The 18,361-nt window shown below is 48.7% G+C and carries 16 protein-coding genes; 4 read left to right on the forward strand and 12 right to left on the reverse strand.

What is annotated here, in order from left to right:
- Positions 1 to 57: 57 nt before the first annotated feature.
- Positions 58 to 2,550 (forward strand): bifunctional lysylphosphatidylglycerol flippase/synthetase MprF, encoded by a 2,493-nt coding sequence (gene mprF / locus ACFO4U_RS12155; RefSeq protein WP_215244208.1) that lies wholly within the window; start codon positions 58 to 60, stop codon positions 2,548 to 2,550.
- A gap of 47 nt (positions 2,551 to 2,597) precedes the next feature.
- On the opposite strand, the gene ACFO4U_RS12160 is transcribed toward mprF, so the two are convergent.
- The 9 genes from ACFO4U_RS12160 to ACFO4U_RS12200 form a co-directional block, all read right to left on the reverse strand.
- Complete coding sequence (locus ACFO4U_RS12160) at positions 2,598 to 4,988, reverse strand: carbohydrate binding domain-containing protein (protein WP_215244207.1); 2,391 nt, start codon at positions 4,986 to 4,988, stop codon at positions 2,598 to 2,600.
- Between the two features lie 162 nt (positions 4,989 to 5,150).
- Positions 5,151 to 5,720 carry a DUF1349 domain-containing protein gene (locus tag ACFO4U_RS12165; RefSeq protein ID WP_215244206.1) on the reverse strand — a complete coding sequence of 190 codons (570 nt, stop codon included), beginning with the start codon at positions 5,718 to 5,720 and terminating at the stop codon, positions 5,151 to 5,153.
- A complete protein-coding gene (locus ACFO4U_RS12170; RefSeq protein WP_215244205.1) occupies positions 5,695 to 6,237 on the reverse strand; it encodes an NUDIX hydrolase in 543 nt (180 codons plus the stop codon). Before ACFO4U_RS12170 ends, ACFO4U_RS12165 begins: the two co-directional genes overlap by 26 nt.
- Before the next feature lie 13 nt (positions 6,238 to 6,250).
- Positions 6,251 to 6,745: an LURP-one-related/scramblase family protein gene (locus ACFO4U_RS12175; RefSeq protein ID WP_074035194.1), complete on the reverse strand. Its 495-nt coding sequence runs from the start codon at positions 6,743 to 6,745 to the stop codon at positions 6,251 to 6,253.
- A 61-nt stretch (positions 6,746 to 6,806) separates the two neighbouring features.
- Positions 6,807 to 7,472 (reverse strand): HAD hydrolase-like protein, encoded by a 666-nt coding sequence (locus ACFO4U_RS12180; RefSeq protein ID WP_215244204.1) that lies wholly within the window; start codon positions 7,470 to 7,472, stop codon positions 6,807 to 6,809.
- Between the two features lie 102 nt (positions 7,473 to 7,574).
- Positions 7,575 to 8,225 carry a FusB/FusC family EF-G-binding protein gene (locus ACFO4U_RS12185; RefSeq protein WP_215244203.1) on the reverse strand — a complete coding sequence of 217 codons (651 nt, stop codon included), beginning with the start codon at positions 8,223 to 8,225 and terminating at the stop codon, positions 7,575 to 7,577.
- A gap of 121 nt (positions 8,226 to 8,346) precedes the next feature.
- Complete coding sequence (locus ACFO4U_RS12190) at positions 8,347 to 8,613, reverse strand: CD3324 family protein (protein WP_147537676.1); 267 nt, start codon at positions 8,611 to 8,613, stop codon at positions 8,347 to 8,349.
- Positions 8,614 to 8,859: 246 nt separating this feature from the next.
- On the reverse strand, positions 8,860 to 11,634 hold the full coding sequence (locus tag ACFO4U_RS12195) for a glycoside hydrolase family 3 protein (protein ID WP_215244202.1): 2,775 nt from the start codon (positions 11,632 to 11,634) through the stop codon (positions 8,860 to 8,862).
- On the reverse strand, positions 11,631 to 12,707 hold the full coding sequence (locus ACFO4U_RS12200) for an alpha/beta hydrolase (RefSeq protein ID WP_251131864.1): 1,077 nt from the start codon (positions 12,705 to 12,707) through the stop codon (positions 11,631 to 11,633). The genes ACFO4U_RS12195 and ACFO4U_RS12200 overlap by 4 nt, the downstream gene beginning before the upstream one ends.
- A gap of 139 nt (positions 12,708 to 12,846) precedes the next feature.
- Here ACFO4U_RS12200 and ACFO4U_RS12205 point away from each other — a divergent pair, with 139 nt between their 5' ends.
- Positions 12,847 to 14,292 carry a DEAD/DEAH box helicase gene (locus ACFO4U_RS12205; RefSeq protein ID WP_074035205.1) on the forward strand — a complete coding sequence of 482 codons (1,446 nt, stop codon included), beginning with the start codon at positions 12,847 to 12,849 and terminating at the stop codon, positions 14,290 to 14,292.
- Between the two features lie 240 nt (positions 14,293 to 14,532).
- On the opposite strand, the gene ACFO4U_RS12210 is transcribed toward ACFO4U_RS12205, so the two are convergent.
- Complete coding sequence (locus tag ACFO4U_RS12210) at positions 14,533 to 15,726, reverse strand: DUF4317 domain-containing protein (protein WP_015880257.1); 1,194 nt, start codon at positions 15,724 to 15,726, stop codon at positions 14,533 to 14,535.
- A 280-nt stretch (positions 15,727 to 16,006) separates the two neighbouring features.
- Here ACFO4U_RS12210 and ACFO4U_RS12215 point away from each other — a divergent pair, with 280 nt between their 5' ends.
- Complete coding sequence (locus tag ACFO4U_RS12215; RefSeq protein ID WP_074035207.1) at positions 16,007 to 16,639, forward strand: HNH endonuclease family protein; 633 nt, start codon at positions 16,007 to 16,009, stop codon at positions 16,637 to 16,639.
- Positions 16,640 to 16,659: 20 nt separating this feature from the next.
- Complete coding sequence (locus tag ACFO4U_RS12220) at positions 16,660 to 16,902, forward strand: hypothetical protein (RefSeq protein ID WP_031424128.1); 243 nt, start codon at positions 16,660 to 16,662, stop codon at positions 16,900 to 16,902.
- Positions 16,903 to 17,129: 227 nt separating this feature from the next.
- Here the strand turns inward: ACFO4U_RS12220 and ACFO4U_RS12225 are convergent, their stop codons facing one another.
- Positions 17,130 to 17,801, reverse strand: a complete 672-nt coding sequence (locus tag ACFO4U_RS12225) for a DUF3600 domain-containing protein (protein ID WP_214691411.1) — start codon at positions 17,799 to 17,801, stop codon at positions 17,130 to 17,132.
- On the reverse strand, positions 17,791 to 18,312 hold the full coding sequence (locus ACFO4U_RS12230; RefSeq protein ID WP_214691412.1) for a sigma-70 family RNA polymerase sigma factor: 522 nt from the start codon (positions 18,310 to 18,312) through the stop codon (positions 17,791 to 17,793). Before ACFO4U_RS12230 ends, ACFO4U_RS12225 begins: the two co-directional genes overlap by 11 nt.
- Positions 18,313 to 18,361 lie beyond the last annotated feature (49 nt).

Consider the following 18,361-nt stretch of genomic DNA (forward strand, 5'->3'; position numbering starts at 1 on the left):
AGTACGATTTAGACAGAAGCTGCTGTCAGTCCTATGGCAGATAAGGAGAAGATCGCAATGCGTACTCGTTTTTCATGGAAACAATTAAAATGGCTCATTCCTATAGCGTTAATCGGTTTGATTTTGATTCAGAGCGGACAAGAGTTGAAAGACCTCTCGCTCGCGACCGCCTTCACGACACTGAAACAACTGACCGGTTGGGAACAGTTCACACTCATCCTACTCGGTGGGATCGCTGTCTTGACGATGACGGGCTATGACTATTTCCTGCTACGCTCTTTACATATCGAGCTACCGAAACGAAAAATCGTTCAAACAGCGTGGATAACGAACTCGATGAACGGGATGCTCGGCTTCGGCGGCGTGATTGGGATTGCCCTTCGTACCTCCCTCTACCGTCCCTATACGGATACGAAACGCCTACTCCGTGCCATCGGCTGGATGACCCCGACACTCATCAGTGGTCTGTCCATTCTTTCCATCGGTGTGCTCCTCGGGATTTTCCCGGCTGGCGGGCTTATCGGTACGAAACCATGGATTTGGCCGGTGCTACTCGCCGTGAGTGCGATGCTCCCATTTTATTTGTTCGTCACATCACGCCGATCAAATGTCGGGTGGTCCACTCTGCTCGGGTACACGATGACCTCGCTCGCAGAATGGGTCACCGCAGGATTCGTCGCCATTTATGCCTTGACGTTACTAGACGGGTCGGCCTCGTTCGTGCAACTCTTCGGGGTATTCATCGTCGCGACGGTCGTCGGTGTCGTCTCCCTCGTCCCTGGGGGTGCTGGAACGTTTGACTTACTGTATCTCGTCGGGATGACTCAACTTGGGATTCATCAAGACATCGTTTTGTCTTCACTAATCATCTATCGATTCGTTTATTTTGTCGTTCCCTTTTTAATTGGACTTTTTCTCGCAGCCATCGCGTTCGGAGATCAGGTCGTCAAACAAATCGAGTATCGACCAATCATCGGGTCCTCTTATGAGATTGGGACCGTCGTCTGGCGCATCGTTTCGCGGACGCTTGCGAGGATTGGACGCCTGACCGGGAGTCTCATCGCACTCATGAGCAGTCTGTTGATTTGGTTCCAGACGCTTCTCCCGAGCGTGACGCCGCTCTATGAAGTGAATCGCTGGTTTGAATGGATTGGGACCCTTTTCTTATTGAGTGCCGGACTTCTCATGTTTTTATCCGTCTATGGCATGTATGTTCGGACAAAACGAACACTCTGGTTACTCAACACTGCCTTCATCTTGGCGACCATCGGAGTCATCGCACGTGGGTTAAACCTGTTTGAGACCTTCGTCGTCATCGGGTTTGCGATGTTCGTCTGGTTGACACGTAAACGACACGTCCGATACCGTTCGATTTTAACGACAGGACGTCTCATCCGAAGCTTGATTTACGTCCTGCTCTATGTCGGCACCCACGCCCTCTTATTGCAGTCATTCGCAGGTACAGACAACTTATTCTTCACATCGCATCAAGCCGGTTGGTTGACGACGTTCGTCTTATTGTTAACTTCAATCGTAGCAAGTGTACTCCTGCTCTTGTTCGATCGTTGGAAACGTCCGGCGCTTGGAGAGGCCTATGATGAACATCGCATCCGACAGTTCCAAGCAACACAGCCCACATCGAGCAGTTTTGACTTGGCCCATATGGCAGATAAGCGTTTTTACATGAATGAGGCCGGAGATGCGTGTCTGTTGTTTGCGACTTCTCGGAACCATGCCATCGTCCTTGGTGATATCCAAGGCGAGAAGCAGGCTGCGACTTCTCTTTTGACGCGATTCATTGAAGATGCGGATCGAATCGGGTATATTCCTTTATTTTATCAAATTACACCGAATTGGATGCCTCGCCTTCATGATGCCGGGTTCACGTTCTTCAAATTAGGGGAAGAGGCGACGATTGACGTCTCGGCCTTCTCCTTATCCGGGAAGAAGCGTGCAAATATGCGCTCTCTCTACAATCAGTTTGAGAAGAAGGGGATCACGTTCGACATCGTCTGTGAACCGAGCCTCTTGCTGTTACAAGATTTAAAAGACATCTCAGACGAATGGATTGGGAATCGAAATGAGAAAGGCTTCTCTCTCGGATTCTTCGATTATGAAACGTTGACGCGTTATCCGATTGCCTTGTTGCGAGATGCGGACGGTGTCGTCGTAGCTTTCATTTCGCTACTCCGAGGAGACGGGGCCATCTCCATCGATTTGATGCGTTCGAAAAATGATGCGCCGCCCGGATCGATTGAAGTGTTGATCCTTCACATCATCGAATGGGCTCGCGCAGAAGGCCATGATCATGTCGGGCTCGGCGTGGCACCACTTGCTGCCGTCGGAGAGCAGACGTTCTCCCATTGGCCGGAACGCGTCGCCGCCGACATTTTTGAAAACATCAGTTACATCTATCCGTTCAGTGGCTTACGACAGTTCAAACAGAAGTTCAAACCGTCGTGGGAAGGACGCTATCTCGCGTTTCGTCAACGCCGGAAGTTACTACCCTCGATTTTACGGACAGCGCGATTGATTAGTCGGAAACGCTAAAAAACAGGAATTTCTCATCGTGAGAAATTCCTGTTTTACGTATCATCTTATTTCAACGTCACACTCACATTGTCAATTGTGATGTCATGAGCCCCGAGTGGCGACCCTTCTGTGCGTCCCATCAAGAACTTCAATCCTGTGACATCTGTCACCGGCATCGTCACTTCAAACGTGTACGTGTTCGTTTCTGGTGTGACCGCTACGACTTCGCTCAAATAGCGATAGTACCCGACATTCTCTAACGTCACTTCGAATGAACGAGCGACAGTAGAGGATGCATCGAATTGGACGACGTAGGTTTGATCTTGTTGTAACTCAAGACCCCCTTGTTCCATGAGGACACTCCACGCTTCGTTCCCTTCTTGCGTAATCGAGATATGTGCCGCCTCGTTCACCGCTTCGACAGCAGCCTGTGCGTCAAAGTGTACATAAGAGCCCCAGTTGGTGAGACCTTCTGTGAATGCACCGTTTTTAAGTGGAGACGGGTCGATATAAACCGGTGTGACATCGCGCAACTCGACGTCATCGATTTCAATCGCACCTTTTTCAGAACCGAGAATGAACTGGAGTTGACTCATGAGGTCGGTTCCGGCTTCCATCGTGAACGGAATTTCATACGTATCGAATGCTTCAGATAGCGCGATACGCTCTAGCGGAAGGTAGGCATCCTCATTCGCTCCGTTCAATCCTACTAGCAGACCGTCTACACGCTCTGCACGTGCTTTGAAGCGAAGAACGTATTCATGTCCCTCTTGCAATTGAATCCCTTGTTGCACCAACGTTGCCGGTGCTCCTTTTTTCTTGTTCGTTTCAAAACGGAAGAGACGCTCTACTGAATCGACCGTTCCTGTCCCTTTCGTGACACCTGGGTCGAACGTCCAATACGTCATACGATCCATCGCACCTTGGTCAAACGTACCGTTATATACATGGTTCCCGTCTCCGAGCATCGGCTTCGTCGCATTCGGATCGAATGCCTCACGAGGCGTCTGCTCGACACGAACGTTACCGATTTGCACGCCCGACGTGCTGAGCCCAACATTGAACTCGAGACGCGCCGCAAGGTCAGTCTCTTCGGTCATATCGAATGTCATCGAGTACGTTTGGACGTCTGTTGTCAAAACGAATGACCCTTCATCTGAATATTTCGCATAGCCTCGGTCCGGACCACCACCGACTTTAACGGCGATTGAACGCGTCGCATCCGCTTTAGCATCAAACGTCACTTTATAGTGTCCGCCTTGTCCGAGCGATACGTTTTGAATCAATTGATGCGAGTATGGTTGGCTTCCTGCCTGATCAATCGAAATGTCGGCGAATCGTGCCCCCGCCAAGTCGATCACATCGATAGAGCCGACACCACCAAAGTCAGGAAGCGCCACGTAGTTCCAATACGTCGGGTTGAGCGCCTGCGCACCGTTCGTTACCGTCGTAATTGGTTCAGTGTAGCCTTCGTCATAGACAAGGTTTCCATCATCTAGAGGTTGTTTCGCACCTTCCGGTAACACGATTTCTTCATCCGAGTACGTCGGTTCGACAGCATCACGATACTTCCCGTTCTTCAAGTCAAACACACGGACGTAATCGACTTCCATCTCTGCCGGGAATGGTGTCGTCTCGTCCACGTCCCCATCGAACCATCCACCGACCGCCAAGTTCATAATCAAGTAAAAATCTTGGTCGAATGGTGCAGGGTAACTATATTTCGATGCTTTGTTCGCTTCTTTCGCATACCAGTCATTTTGCGTTTGATAGAGCTGACCGTCTACATACCAACGAATCTCACCTGGTTCCCACTCGACCGCATATGTATGCCACTTGTCGATGCCGTCACCTTCTGCGAAGTGATAATCTTTCCCCGTATATTTGTTGTTCGGCCACGTTTCTCCGTAGTGAATCGTGCCCGCGACTTTATCTGGCTGACTGCCCCACGATTCCATGATGTCGATTTCACCTGATGCGGCCCAACCACCGTAGCGGTCTTCTTCTGGCAGCATCCAAAACGCCGGCCACAGTCCTTTACCGGTTGGAAGTTTGGCTCGCATTTCATAACGACCATATGTCTTACTGAACGTCCCCTTCGTCGTCAACTTCGCCGATGTGTAATCATAGGTACCGAATTGATCCGATGCTTGTTCTTTCTTTGCACGGATGACGAGCTTCCCGTCTTTCACGAAAGCGTTTTCGTTTTTGTCCGTGTAAAATTGCTTCTCATTGTTTCCCCAACCGGCAGCGACTGGATTTCCGTCTTTGTCGACAATCCAGTTCCCCGTTTCAAAATTCCATTTCGAGTGATCGATTTCAGACTTGCTAAACTCATCTGACCAGACAAGTTTCCACTTAGCGTCATCGGCTTTTGAACTCTTTTCAGCCGGCACCTCTTGTGGCAAGGATAGGGCAAGGCCTGTCCCGAGTGCGAGTGCAACCCATTTCTTCATCGTGCGTCCTCCTTTAGGATAAATGATTGTAATATGTCAGCCCGTACTTTTGAAAGCGATTTCCGAAAGCGCTTTCGATAAATCCATTATAGATTTTTCTTTGCTAAAACTTCAACCACTTTTCGGAAGTGAAATCAAACTGACACATAAAAAAGCACCGACTCACGTCGATGCTTCCCGTAGTTCCCAATTCAAAATTGTCACGTCAAAACCTGTCGCATTCACATCTGGACTACAGGCATATGGACCGATGCGTAATGTCGATACGTCATGGAGATGGGCAATGCGAAGCTGTTCACGCATACCGTCACTATATTCAAAGAAAATCTCCACATCTCCATCTGTATACACGATTTCAAACGTCAACGGATTGCGAACCATGTCATTTGAAAAATCACGTGTCGACCAATCTGAATAGCCAAACGAAGTGACAACTGCGCCAAGATGGGACGGTCCATCCGGAATGTACTCGACAGACGTCTTGATCCAATGGTCATCGTTCACATATAAGACGATTCCGGCCTGATCATATGTATGGCTCGGTTCCATCTGGATTGTCGCCCGACATGTAAATCGTTTGGCTTTGACGTCTGTCAATAACGCATGTGCCGTCATCCGATTGAATCCGTAATGTGTGTTTCGCCAAAAGTCCGTATCTGGCAAAGTGCGGAAAGTGAGCGGTTCAAATCCGTTCACGCTTTTTGGTTCATTTATCCACTTGTACGTATGCATGATGATTTATCCCTCCCCATTGTCCTCGCATGGCAAACAGTAACGGTATCATCGGCGTATGATACGGTATGAATTCATGCTGTTGAATCATCTGTAGAATCGTCGCCTCATCCGCCCACTTCACGGCCTGCACTTCAAATTCTTGAAGCGTCAGCTCGTTCAAATCCACTTCCATTTCGACCAAATAAATATCGTCAAACCCTTCGTCAAAATTGACTGTCAGGTGCGGTCGTGTCTGAGATAGATCAAGCTTGAGCCCAATCTCCTCTTCGAGTTCCCGCATCGCGGCTTGCTGGCTTGTATCTCCTACCGTGGCACTTCCACCGACTGTGATATCCCACATGTTTGCCCAACCATCCTTGAACGGTTGGCGCTGTTGAATCAACATCTCACCCTTCTCGTTAAAGATACATACGTGGATGACAAGATGGTATTCCCCTTTCGGCAATCGACTTCCGCGTTGCCACGTGCGACCGGTCTTTTCTCGGTCGACCGTATAGACGTCCCAAAATTCCATTAGATACTCCCCTTTATGTTGCTGCGCTAGATGCCGCTGCTTGATCTGCTTTCGCGCAATCGATTGCTACGACGATAGAGATAAGAAGGTGCTCCATCTCCGGTTCTTCGACACGAATCTCGTAACTATCGCCCCATGAGAACCATTTCTTTTGTACACTTCCGATCGAATGTCCGTTCTTCGTCACATCAAAATCCATGTCCCACCAATCTCCTTGGACATCGATCCCGGCTGCATCGATTGAATATTTCGGTTTGAAAAACGAGAACTCTTTCGAGATGGTCATCATATCTGTGCCGTCCACTTCCACAAAAAATTTCGGTAAAAAACTGAACGTCTTTTTCGTGATTGTCGTGACCGTCTGATCGTTCGTATCTTTGATTTCGAATGATTTTGGAAACTTCATAAAGCTACCTTCGATGAAATATTTGTCATGTCCGTCCGCATCCTTGATGGTGAAACGTCCGCGTAAGCTTAACACTTTTTGTTTCATGTAGAGCGTGTGCATGATGATCCCTCCGATTTGTTGTAGTCCTTTACTTACGAGTCCAATCCAGAAATCGATTCACTTATAGCGAAGCCGTCTCCTTTGAAACGATATCGAGAACTTCTGCCAAGTGATTCACAACGTAATTCGCTTCTTGTAACTCTACTTCTTGTGCGAAGTCAAAACGACAGCCGATTGAAATGAGTCCGTTCGCTCGTGCAGCCGAGATATCCGATAATCGGTCACCTACCACGAAGCCCTCCTGCAGTTCATACTTCTTCACGATTTCAGCCACTAAATCGCCCTTATCCAACGTGTCGATTTGTTGAATGCTATAAGTTTCTGTGATCCAACGATCTAATTCATAGTGCGTGACGATGGCTTGTAAATAGTCCACCAAACCATTACTTGCGACGAAGATGGAATGCCCCATTTGATACAATTGTTCAAACAGTTCGAGTACCCCTGCATATAATGCTCCATTCCCGTTTTCAATGTTTTTGATGAGTCGTGTTAAGAAATAGGCATCGACCTCTTCTCTAGTTTGCTCATCGTATTGTGGGAGCAATGTGTTCCAAACAACTGGCAACGGTACCCCCATGATGTTCCGATATTGATCAATCGGTGTCGGACCTTTCCATTTTTCTTCACTTCGTAAATGATCAAACGTTTCATCTAGCGCCCGTTCCAAAATCAAATCTGTCCGAAACAATGTTCCGTCCATGTCAAAAATCACTGCGTGTTTCATCCGCTTCCCCCTTTTTAAATTAGAACTTCTTGGATTCTATCTAAAGAGATATCGGAAAGGTTGTACAGTATTTTATAAAAAATAAAAAGCCCGACTCTCTCGTCAGGCCTGTAACGCTGTATGAACAAAAGTATGCAACGCCTCTTGGCTCGTGATGTGTTCGTTGCACGTCTTACTGTCTACACATACATATGTGCCGATGGCTTTGTAATAGTCCGGATTTTTCGCTTGTTTCGCTTTCGTGATCGTAACGCAGTACGTCACATCCGTGAACTGATTACAAAAGGCACATATATTTTTCTTCGTATTCGTACTCGGTTTACATGCAATGCCAATCAATTGACCTTCGTATTGGCAAATCATCAACTTTTGATTGGAACGTCCATCGTTCCAACCTAGATACGTGAGTCGTCCAAAATCAACATCGGATAACTCCGGTAAACGAAGCTTCTTTTGTTTCGGGAACAAACTCTTCAGTTGCTCGGCAGAAATAACGGGAAATGGTTGAACCCATTCTCGTAATCGTTGCATATATTCGTCGAACGCTTCGTTCGTCTGTAGCGTTGTGAACTGTAACAGCTTCAGTTGTTCAGTCGTTACCTCAGGGAATGCATACATCACTTTCGCTTGTGCCAAGTCGATGACTGCTCGCAAGACAGAAGGCGGCAGGCTTTGCATTCGACTCTCTTTGACGAGCATCACTTGTTCTTTGATGAGATTATATTGTTCGTTTTGAATAAATGGATCTGACATCTTGTCGCCCCCTTCCTTAATTCTCAGTTTACAGGAAACAATGCTTCCTTACTGTGTACACTTTGATTAAGAAATATAGTCGACCTAAAAAGGCACGACTAGCGAACTAGTCGTACCTCCTTCATGTCGAGCGGTATACAATCTTTCGAATCGTGTGCGTCGCCAAATGATAGGACTTGGCCAGATTTTCGATTCGCTCTCCGTTCCGAAACGCTGCGCGTATGGCTTCGTTTCGTTCCTCAAGTAATTGTTTCCCACCGTTGACCGTCCCCCATTTCCGTTTCGTGTCGGTCGGGGTCGGCACATATAGCGTCTCACCTTGTACGTATTGTTGCACCTCTTGCAACAATCGTTCTGGCAGAATCTGTTGCGCATTGACGTACTTCATCATACCTCGCTCCTTATTGAATGAATCCAATCCGATAAGGGAGCAAAGCCAAGTGGTTTACATTAAAATCAAGCGATCAAGGTATTCGTTTCGCCCCATGCAAGTGATCGCCTTTCGTCCAAATGGCTTTGCATGAGTGCGTGAAGACCTAGAAAATCGAAGCCGATTTTCCACGGGTATGCGCCTCCTTTGCGATGTGTCGTTCTTTCGATTATACCAGATTCAATGAATCGGCAAAATGGCGACTCAGCCGTTCTTCATACTGAATTCATCTGCGAGCTTGAAGGACACGTCCTTCACTTCTAATCCGCTTAACGCGAAATAGAGTTGGAGATAATTATGTTGATTCAAGAAAAAGACCTGTTTCGTCTGCGTCACCCATTCCCCGTCCGTCCCATTAAACGTGAACGTCGCACCCGGGATATTGTTCGCAAACAACGTCACCGGCATCTGCGCCAACTCTCCCGCGTTCGAACGGGCAGTCAACGTGATATCATACGTCCCCGTTTGGTCGACAGAGATGGCGAAGACATGTGTGTTTCCGGTCGAGGTATCGATTCCTGACAAATCAACGTGTTCCCCGTTTTCGAGATGTTGATAGTCCAACTCGAAGGTATCCTGTTGATTCGTCTCATCTTCAAAGCCGAGCACCTCGACCGAACCATCATGAATTCCGAGAAGACGCTCCATCGCTGGTGATTTCAAGATGAACGTACAAATATTGCGCGCGCTCCGCAACAACTCGCCTCGTGTCACAACGCCTTCTTCGAGCGATGCCATCGTATTATCCTCGAATGAGTTGAGGTCTGGACGGTCGACGACCATATACAAATCATTTTGCGAGCGGACCATCGCCGCTGTATTTTGACGGTTGGCGGACTCGTCCTCACGGAAGTTCACTTTTGCCCACCAGTCCGTCATGACAATCCCTTCAAAGCCCCACTCGTCACGTAAGATACGCGTGTTTTGATCGTATAACCCGGCCGTCCAAATCCCATTGACCGCACCATACGTCGTCATAATCGATGTGGCCCGACCCTCTTTCACGGCCATCTCAAACCCTTTCAAATAAATCTCGCGTAACGCCCGCTCCGAGACGACCGAATCGATATCGTGACGATGCGCCTCCTGGTTGTTGGCGCTGAAGTGCTTGAGCGTTCCTGTCACACCGACACGGTGCATCCCGTTCAACTGAGCGACTGCCATCTTCCCTGTCAAATGCGGGTCTTCCGAGAAGTATTCAAAGTTCCGACCGTTCAACGGGTTGCGATGAATGTTCATCCCTGGTCCGAGCAACGTATCGACCCGGTTTTTTCGCATCTCAAGCCCAGTCATCTCAAACAAGTCTTCGACGAGATCGACGTTGAACGTGGAAGCCAAAAGCGTCCCGTTCGGAAGCGCGAACGCCTTCGTCCCGATATCCATGCGAATGCCTGATGGACCATCGGCACAACATGCCGCTGGAATCCCAAGCTCGTTCAACCGGTCGGATACGCCACCAAACGCCGCTGCCGTCCCCGGTGTGACGCGTGGTGAATTCATCCCTTGTCCGCGGACAATCGCAGCCAAATCTTCATCCGTCAATTGATCCAAGAATGTGTCGAGTGACGCCTTTCCATGATACACATCACTCAATTTGATGCCTTGGTCATCTGTGAAAGGTCGCGTCTCAGGACGTTCTTCCAAATAACGTGTCTCGACGTCAACGGCGCGAAGCGGCGTCGACTCATAACCCACTTCCAATCCTCGTTCGTCTTGAATCGGTTTTATCCGCTCGAACGGGAGGACAGGCGCCATATTTTCGCTTAACGTCTCGAGGACACGTTGGTCCTGTTGCTCGACTTCGAGAGCAAGTGTAGCCGAACGCACATCCGTTCCGACGTACAACCGATACGTTCCTGCCTCTAAAACGAAACTTGATTCATGACCCGTCACGCCGGAGTCGTCATAGCTCGCAAAGTCAGTCATGTGGACGTTGAAAGAAAGGGTTTGGCGCTCGCCCGGTTCAAGAAGCAAGGTTTTCTCGAACGCCACCAATGACCGGAGCGGATTCCCAAGCTTCCCTTGCGGTTTCTCGACGTAGAGTTGGACGACTTCTTTCCCATCGCACTCACCCGCGTTCGTCACTTCCACCTCGACCGTCAGGACACCATCAGTTTCTGCGGTATGCTTTACCTCCGTTTTGAACGTCGTGTAAGACAGTCCGAATCCGAATGGATATAAGACATCCTCCTTCGCGAACGTTTCGAAGTAGCGATAACCGACATAGATGTCTTCTTGATAAATGCCTTTATCTGCATGACCAAAGTTCTTCGTCGACGGATAATCTTCAATCGATTGAGCAATCGTATCCGTCAGTTTCCCGGAAGGACTCACATCTCCGACGAGCACGTCGACGAGTCCTTTTCCACCTTCCATCCCACCTTGCCATGCATAGAGGATGGCACTCGGCTCCTTCGCCCACTTCATGTCGATGATGTTCCCAACGTTCAACACGACGACTGTCTTGTCGAAGCGTTTCGTGACGCGCTCGATCATCGTATGTTCGATATCCGTCAATAAGTAACTACCCGGATCGGCCGTGTTGTCACGGTCTTCTCCTGCCGTACGTCCAATCATGATGAGGGCGACATCTGATTCTTGTGTCGCCTGTTCGACGAGTTCGTCCGTTACGTCCATCTCCAGTTGCGACCACGGTTCACCGGCCCAACCGACACCTTGGTCGAACGGATTCTCCTTCACCCATTCCTCATACGTCGCATAGAGCGATTCATTGATATGAATATCTGGACGCTCGCGCAATGCCTCGAGCGGCGTCGTGACATGTCCGACGTTCACCATCCCGCCTGAGCCCGTACCGCTCTTGTAGTAATGGAACTGGCTACGACCAAATACGGCGAGCTTCGTCCCTGACTGTAATGGGAGGGTCTTCTGTTCGTTTTTGACTAACACGACTCCTTCCGCGACCGCTTGACGTGCCAATTCCTCATAACGAGTCCAATCCAATGTATACTGTTTCATTTCGTCAGCTCCTTAAGTCCTTTTGCGATTACATTCATACAATCGTCTGCCTGTGGATAGTCTCCCAACTTGTCCATGAAGGCATGGTCCATCCCCCGATATTGAATGAGGCGTGTCGGGACACCCGCTCGTGCCAGTTTCCGCGCATACGCCTCCCCTTCGAGTCGTAAGTAATCGTACTCCGCCGTCACAATCAAAGTCGGTGGTAGGCCTGAGACATCGTCTGCGAATAATGGTGAGACGAGCGGATGCGTGACATCCACCTCCCCTTGAAGATAGAGGTCATTTAAGAGCGAATCCGAGTCGGCGAGGGCGAGCACGACACCTCGAATTAGGTCGTGATGATGCGAGATATCATAAGCATCGAGCGCCCATTTAAAATCATCTGTCGGAATCGAACCCAGATTGACGACGGGATAGACGAGCGCTTGATAACAAATGCGTCCTTCCCCTCGTTCTTGCTCCATCAGACAGCAAGCGGTCGCCAAGTTGCCTCCGGCACTATCCCCTGCGACAGCAATTTGATCACGAAGGACGTTCAACTCCGTCGCGTTGGCATATACCCATTCAAAAGCGCGGTAACAGTCATTCAATCCGGCCGGGAACGGATGCTCCGGGGCGAGACGATAATCGACGGAGAGGACAACCGCGTTCGCTCGTTCCGCGAGCAACTTACAAGGATTCTCAACCGTCTCGAGCGTGCCTCCGAAGAAGCCGCCACCATGGAAGAAGAGAATGGCTGGGATGGCTTCAGTATGATGCGGACGATACAGACGAACCGGGATGTCACCCTCCTCACTAGGAATCATGAGATACTCGGTTTTGATATCAGTCGTCGTCTGATCCCGGTTCGGCCACCCCATGCTGGCGCGTGCCGCCTCCAGGTCAAATGTTGTATCCGGTTCATTGTGCGAAGAATGATTTGCGGTCAACGTCGCAAAGACGCGTGGATCAAGGTCACCGGTACGGTCTGAACCTGGAATGAGTTTGATGATGGTTTCGAGGTGGTTTGTTCTCGTAAGTTGCTGATGCTGATTCAAATAATCCATGAGATTTTCATAACTGTGTTTCAATATGTAGACCCCTTTCACCAGTACTTATTTTTATATGAAATTGGCTTTCCTAATGCCTTTCGGTCTATAATGGACTGTATTGCAAATAGACATTGAAATTTTCTGAAGCAGAAGTTTTCACGAAAGAATGAGGTTACCCATGAACAAACAACAATTTACTGATTATCGCCTGAGCGACGAGATTACGCGCGCGCTAGGCATTATGAAATACGAATCACCGACTGAGGTACAGCAGCAGGTCATCCCGCGTGCGCTCGAGCGTGAAGACTTAATCGTCAAAGCACAGACCGGAAGCGGAAAGACAGCTGCTTTCGGAATTCCGGTCATCGAGCTCATCGACTGGGCCGAAAACAAACCACAAGTGCTCGTCTTGACGCCGACACGCGAACTCGCCGTTCAAGTACGGGAAGACATGACGAACATCGGACGTTTCAAACGAATCAAAGCGACTGCCGTCTACGGGAAAGAACCGTTCTCGAAACAGCGTGAAGAATTGAAGCAAAAGACACATATCGTCGTCGGTACGCCAGGTCGCGTCATGGACCATATCGAGCGTGAGACCCTCTCACTCGACCGCGTCGAATACTTGATCATTGATGAAGCGGACGAGATGCTCAACCGCGGCTTCCTCGCTGACGTCGAGAAGATTCTTCAACAGTTGCCGAAAGACCGCGTCACGATGGTCTTCTCAGCGACATTCCCACAAGATATCGAACGTCTCTGCCAGAAGCATATGAATGCTCCGGCACGTGTCGCGATCGAATCGACTGGCATGACCGCTTCGACAATCGAGCACCGCCTCCTCCCGGTTCACCGGAATGAGAAACTGGCTGTGCTTCAAGACATCACGGTCGTCGAGAACCCGGACAGCTGTATGATTTTCTGTCGGACGAAGGAGAACGTCGATACGGTGTACGCCGAACTCGACAAAGCCGGTTACTCGGCTGAACGCCTCCACGGCGGACTCGAGCAAGAGGACCGTTTCGCCGTCATGAACGGCTTCAAGATGGGTAACTTCCGCTACCTCGTCGCGACAGACGTCGCAGCACGTGGAATCGATGTCGATAACGTCGAACTCGTCATCAACTATGACGTTCCTGTCGAAAAAGAAAGTTACGTGCACCGTACAGGTCGTACCGGACGTGCCGGCAAACAAGGAACAGCAATCACGCTCATGACCCGTCAGGAAGAACGTCTCATCAACGCGATTGAATCATACGTTCAATTCGAGATTCCGATGATCGATGCGCCGACAGAAGCGGAAGTCGCGGCTAACCAAGATGCCTTTGAGCAGAAGTTAAGTGGCCGACGTGTCGTTCGAAACAACAAGACGGCTCGTATTAACCAGGACATCATGAAGCTTCACTTCAGTGGCGGGAAGAAGAAAAAACTTCGCGCCGTCGACTTCGTCGGAACAATCGCCAAAATCCCTGGCGTATCCGCTGACGACATCGGAATCATCACAATCAATGATCAGATGACATACGTCGATATTTTGAACGGAAAAGGTTCAATTGTCCTTCAAGCGATGGAGACGACGCCGGTCAAAGGGAAGAAATTAAAAGTAAGCAAAGCGCGTAAATAATACAACTCTAGCCTCAAAGATGATATTCGTCTTTGAGGTTTTTTGTTGTTTCATAAATTCCGAAAGCGCTTTCGATAAACACTAAAAAAATATAGCTTTTAGAAAACGTTTTCACCTGCATCATACCTGTATCAAAGTTTGAATTCAACCTTCCTCACTTGATTGTCAAAAAAGAGCCCAAGGTTTACATCTTGGACTCTTAGCTTGAACGTTCACTTATGAACACTGCAACATGCTCGATTAGTCTAGCGACTCTTCCGAGATGAGCTTGAACCCTTCAATCTCCGTCTCCTCTTCCACTTCAATCAACAAGCACGGTTTTCCTTTATAGTTCACTTGCTTCACGTATTTCAAGTCTTGTGGACTGACGGAAATATTGGCCACTTTCGTATTGATTTTAATCGACTTTGACGTATACTTCGGAACGACACTCGTCGCTTTCATCTCATATTTCGTATCGTCGACGACTTGCTTGAACGCCTGCTCGACCTTCTCCGTCGTCACATCTTCCACACCGCTCGCCCGTAAGACGACCTCGACGGCACGGGAGTCGAGCATCGCTACCCTCTCTTCTTCCTGTTCGTTCTCTTCTTCGGCGACAATGATTTGATTGATTTCATCATAAACGGTCGCGAGAGTCCGGGAATTGACTTCTTCGCCGATGACCGCTTTGACCACTTCTTCGAAGACCGCCTTCTCTTCCACTGCCGTGACAATCTCCGAACCGTTCAACACGTTCTCAATGAACGTCATATCCGGTTGATGCGCTTTGTGTGCCGAATAAAGCACATGGTTCACATCGGCCGCGTTGTCCGTGAAGCACGGGAATAAGAATCCGCCGATCGGCGCCTCGAGTTTGATGATCGGATTCACAATCAAGCTGGCTTTGAACTCCCGCTCGACGAAGTCAAAGACGAGTGATTTTTTCGGAAGCTCTGTCGGGCTGATGCTGCCGAGGATGAACTTCGTCGTATACACCTCATCGTTCGCGTGAATCTCAGACTCTTCCGAGTACCGATTCGTCGGCTTATTGTAATTCCCCCGGATGAACGTCACGACCATATCTTTCTCAAACGGTGTATCCTTTACCATCTTCAACGCGATGCGTTGCATATAGTCCGTCCAGACGTCGGTCTCTTCCGTACGAAGTCCTTCATACAGCAAGCCTTGCGTATGGTCGACCTGACCTTCCTCAGGATATTGGAACTTCACTTCGAACAGTTTTTCATCAAGTTTTCCACCGAGCACTTTTTTGAAGTTCGTCAAAAACAGCTCCTGCTGCTCTTCTTCTAAGAACGGGAACGGACGCAACTCTTCGTAATAAATCTCATTCGTTTCCTGTCGGATGTAAATCGTATATAAGTCAGCAATTTTTAGCTTTGTCGCATTTACTTTAAACTGTCGGCGAATCGCCGCAATCTCTTTCTTGTTCATTCCATCCACCTCTTCTTTTCTCTCCATCCATGTCACCCATTATACCAGTCCTGATCGCTCACTAGTTCCAAAGAAATAACACCGGATTGTCCATTAATGCTAGAGAAGGATTTGCGATAGTCTTTCTAATCATTTTGCAGATTTTCACACTTTTTCAAAATCGTCCTGTGTATGATCAAGTTGAATTTATCGCGTGATGTTTGTCTCACTAGTTGTTTGATGAAAGGTTGCCCACTTGCTCGACAAGTGTTCATTCCAAATACATAGTAGGAGGCTTTATATGTTGAAGAAACTTATGTCTGTCGCACTTGTCGCCTTGCTCGTCTGGATTTCCGCATCGTTTGACGCTACACCAGTCTCTGCTTTCCCACCGAACATCCCATCGAAAGCGGACGCGCTCACGAAACTGAATGCCCTCACTGTCAAAAATGAAGGGTCGATGACGGGGTATAGTCGTGACCTCTTCCCGCACTGGTCGAGTCAAGGAAGCGGTTGTAACACGCGTCACATCGTCTTGAAACGAGACGCTGACTCGGTCGTCGACGAATGTCCGGTTGCGACTGGCTCATGGTACAGTTACTATGACGGAATCACGTTCACCTCAGCCTCTGACATTGATATCGACCACGTCGTTCCGCTCGCTGAAGCATGGCGCTCTGGCGCAAGCAGCTGGACGACGACAAAACGTCAAAGCTTTGCGAACGACTTGAACGGTCCTCAATTGATTGCGGTGTCCGCTTCATCGAACCGCTCAAAAGGAGACCAAGATCCGTCGACATGGCAACCCCCTCGCACCGGCGCTCGCTGTGCGTATGCGAAGATGTGGGTCGAAACGAAGAGTCGTTGGGGCTTGAGCCTTCAATCAGCAGAGAAGTCAGCACTCACGACAGCCATCAATGCTTGCAGTTACTGAGTTAGAAAAGGAGTCTTCGAATGAACGAAATCACTTCGATCTTTAAGGCAACCCACGGTGTCATGACGGAAGAAGTCGGTGTCATCAGTGGTGAGTTGGAACTGACGACGGCGTGTCAGGAAGATGGTTCCTTGACACTCCACATCACGTACGTCGGAGCGAAAGATGTATATACGCTCCCCGGCAGTCCTTATCAGCTTCATGACCCGAACGATCATACTGTCATCCATCAGATGCTCGTGAATGTTCTCGAACGGACGTAAAAAGAAGGAGTTGATCACTCGATTTGAGTGACCACCTCCTTCTTTTACTTTTTCATCATTTTTACAATGGATCGGATGACAAGATATGTCACGCCGAAGACGAACGCCACTAAAAGAAGACTTGCACCACCAATGATTCCGAATGTGAACATGTTTGTACCTCTTTTTCATTTTCTGAATGAGAACATGATGAAGATAACATATTTTCCCATCCTTATGAACCATGACTAGTTTTGTTGTTGCTTCCGATTGACCTCTCGAATAATCGCGAGTGCCTCTTCATAAGACTGTCGCAACTCATCCGGCATGTCTTCGACATACTCCCCAGCACGTACTCGAATCGATTCTTCTCGCATAAGCGCTTCGATATATGCGTCATATTCGTCAGCAGTCAACACATCACGTGCAGCAGGCTGATCGTTCAATTGATCGAAGTATGGCTGAAGATCAGCAAGTGCCTGCTTCACTTCCGCTCGTTCCGCCTTCGGAATCGCTTCATAATCGACATTTCCGTTCGTATTTCCATAAGCGATTCGCGTATCCGTGAAGATGCTCAGACCTCGCTCGAACTCATTATATTCTGCCTCACCCAATACTCCTTTCGCTTGATTCAATTTGGCGTCCAATAACAAGTATTTCTCTAAAGTAGCACTGACGATATGTACTTTCATCTCGTCAAACGAACCGTATAACTCATCCGCCAAGAGGGATTGATAAGCGAATGCACCAGTCGGGATGAGTAGTGCCGCTGCGATTCCGACCGTCATCAACCGCCGACGGATAAATCCTGGTTCCCGGCGCATTTCTTGTTTCGCTCGCTTCACACCTTGGCGCCCCCGCTCCCGTAGCTCACCCGGAATTTCGATGTCTGCCAACACTCGCTTCATCTCACGATCCATAGCAATCAGCCTCCTTCCATTCTCGTCTCAATTTATCGACGGCCCGATACAAGGTTGTCTTCACCGTACCAATCGGCCATTCTAATAAATCTGAGATTTGTTGAAACGTGTAGTCCTGATAATATTTCAGCACGACCACACTGCGTTCATCCTCATGAAGAGAATCCATCATATCAGCGAGTGTCATCGTTATCGCGTAATCCGTTTCCGCAATTCCGATTGACTCTTCAAACTCCTTCTTCAATTGAATCACATTTTGTCTCTTCTTCATGACATCGAGCGCACAGTTGATGGTGATCTTCATCAACCACGTCTTCAAAAATTGTGGTTCCCGTAACGTTCTGATCTTTTTAAATGCTTGATAAGCGACTTCTTGCACAACGTCGAGCGCATCGTCCGGATTTTTGACGTACACGTAGGCCATCCGATATAGGTCGGCCTCGTAATGCTGAAAGATCTTTAAGAAAGCCTGATCATTACCTCGTTGCGCTTTCTGAATGAGACGTTTCATCGAACGTCCCCCCTTTTCGTTTTTTCCCTTACACTCATTAGACATGAAA

The sequence above is a fragment of the Exiguobacterium profundum genome (assembly GCF_042652865.1).
GTDB lineage: Bacteria > Bacillota > Bacilli > Exiguobacteriales > Exiguobacteriaceae > Exiguobacterium > Exiguobacterium profundum.

Excerpts from the sequence above, each read along its gene's own strand:
- mprF (WP_215244208.1), top strand. The coding sequence starts at position 58 with ATGCGTACTCGTTTTTCATGGAAACAATTAAAATGGCTCATTCCTATA.
- ACFO4U_RS12160 (WP_215244207.1), bottom strand. The coding sequence starts at position 4,988 with ATGAAGAAATGGGTTGCACTCGCACTCGGGACAGGCCTTGCCCTATCC.
- ACFO4U_RS12165 (WP_215244206.1), bottom strand. The coding sequence starts at position 5,720 with ATGCATACGTACAAGTGGATAAATGAACCAAAAAGCGTGAACGGATTT.
- ACFO4U_RS12170 (WP_215244205.1), bottom strand. The coding sequence starts at position 6,237 with ATGGAATTTTGGGACGTCTATACGGTCGACCGAGAAAAGACCGGTCGC.
- ACFO4U_RS12175 (WP_074035194.1), bottom strand. The coding sequence starts at position 6,745 with ATGCACACGCTCTACATGAAACAAAAAGTGTTAAGCTTACGCGGACGT.
- ACFO4U_RS12180 (WP_215244204.1), bottom strand. The coding sequence starts at position 7,472 with ATGAAACACGCAGTGATTTTTGACATGGACGGAACATTGTTTCGGACA.
- ACFO4U_RS12185 (WP_215244203.1), bottom strand. The coding sequence starts at position 8,225 with ATGTCAGATCCATTTATTCAAAACGAACAATATAATCTCATCAAAGAA.
- ACFO4U_RS12190 (WP_147537676.1), bottom strand. The coding sequence starts at position 8,613 with ATGAAGTACGTCAATGCGCAACAGATTCTGCCAGAACGATTGTTGCAA.
- ACFO4U_RS12195 (WP_215244202.1), bottom strand. The coding sequence starts at position 11,634 with ATGAAACAGTATACATTGGATTGGACTCGTTATGAGGAATTGGCACGT.
- ACFO4U_RS12205 (WP_074035205.1), top strand. The coding sequence starts at position 12,847 with ATGAACAAACAACAATTTACTGATTATCGCCTGAGCGACGAGATTACG.
- ACFO4U_RS12210 (WP_015880257.1), bottom strand. The coding sequence starts at position 15,726 with ATGAACAAGAAAGAGATTGCGGCGATTCGCCGACAGTTTAAAGTAAAT.
- ACFO4U_RS12215 (WP_074035207.1), top strand. The coding sequence starts at position 16,007 with ATGTTGAAGAAACTTATGTCTGTCGCACTTGTCGCCTTGCTCGTCTGG.
- ACFO4U_RS12220 (WP_031424128.1), top strand. The coding sequence starts at position 16,660 with ATGAACGAAATCACTTCGATCTTTAAGGCAACCCACGGTGTCATGACG.
- ACFO4U_RS12225 (WP_214691411.1), bottom strand. The coding sequence starts at position 17,801 with ATGGATCGTGAGATGAAGCGAGTGTTGGCAGACATCGAAATTCCGGGT.
- ACFO4U_RS12230 (WP_214691412.1), bottom strand. The coding sequence starts at position 18,312 with ATGAAACGTCTCATTCAGAAAGCGCAACGAGGTAATGATCAGGCTTTC.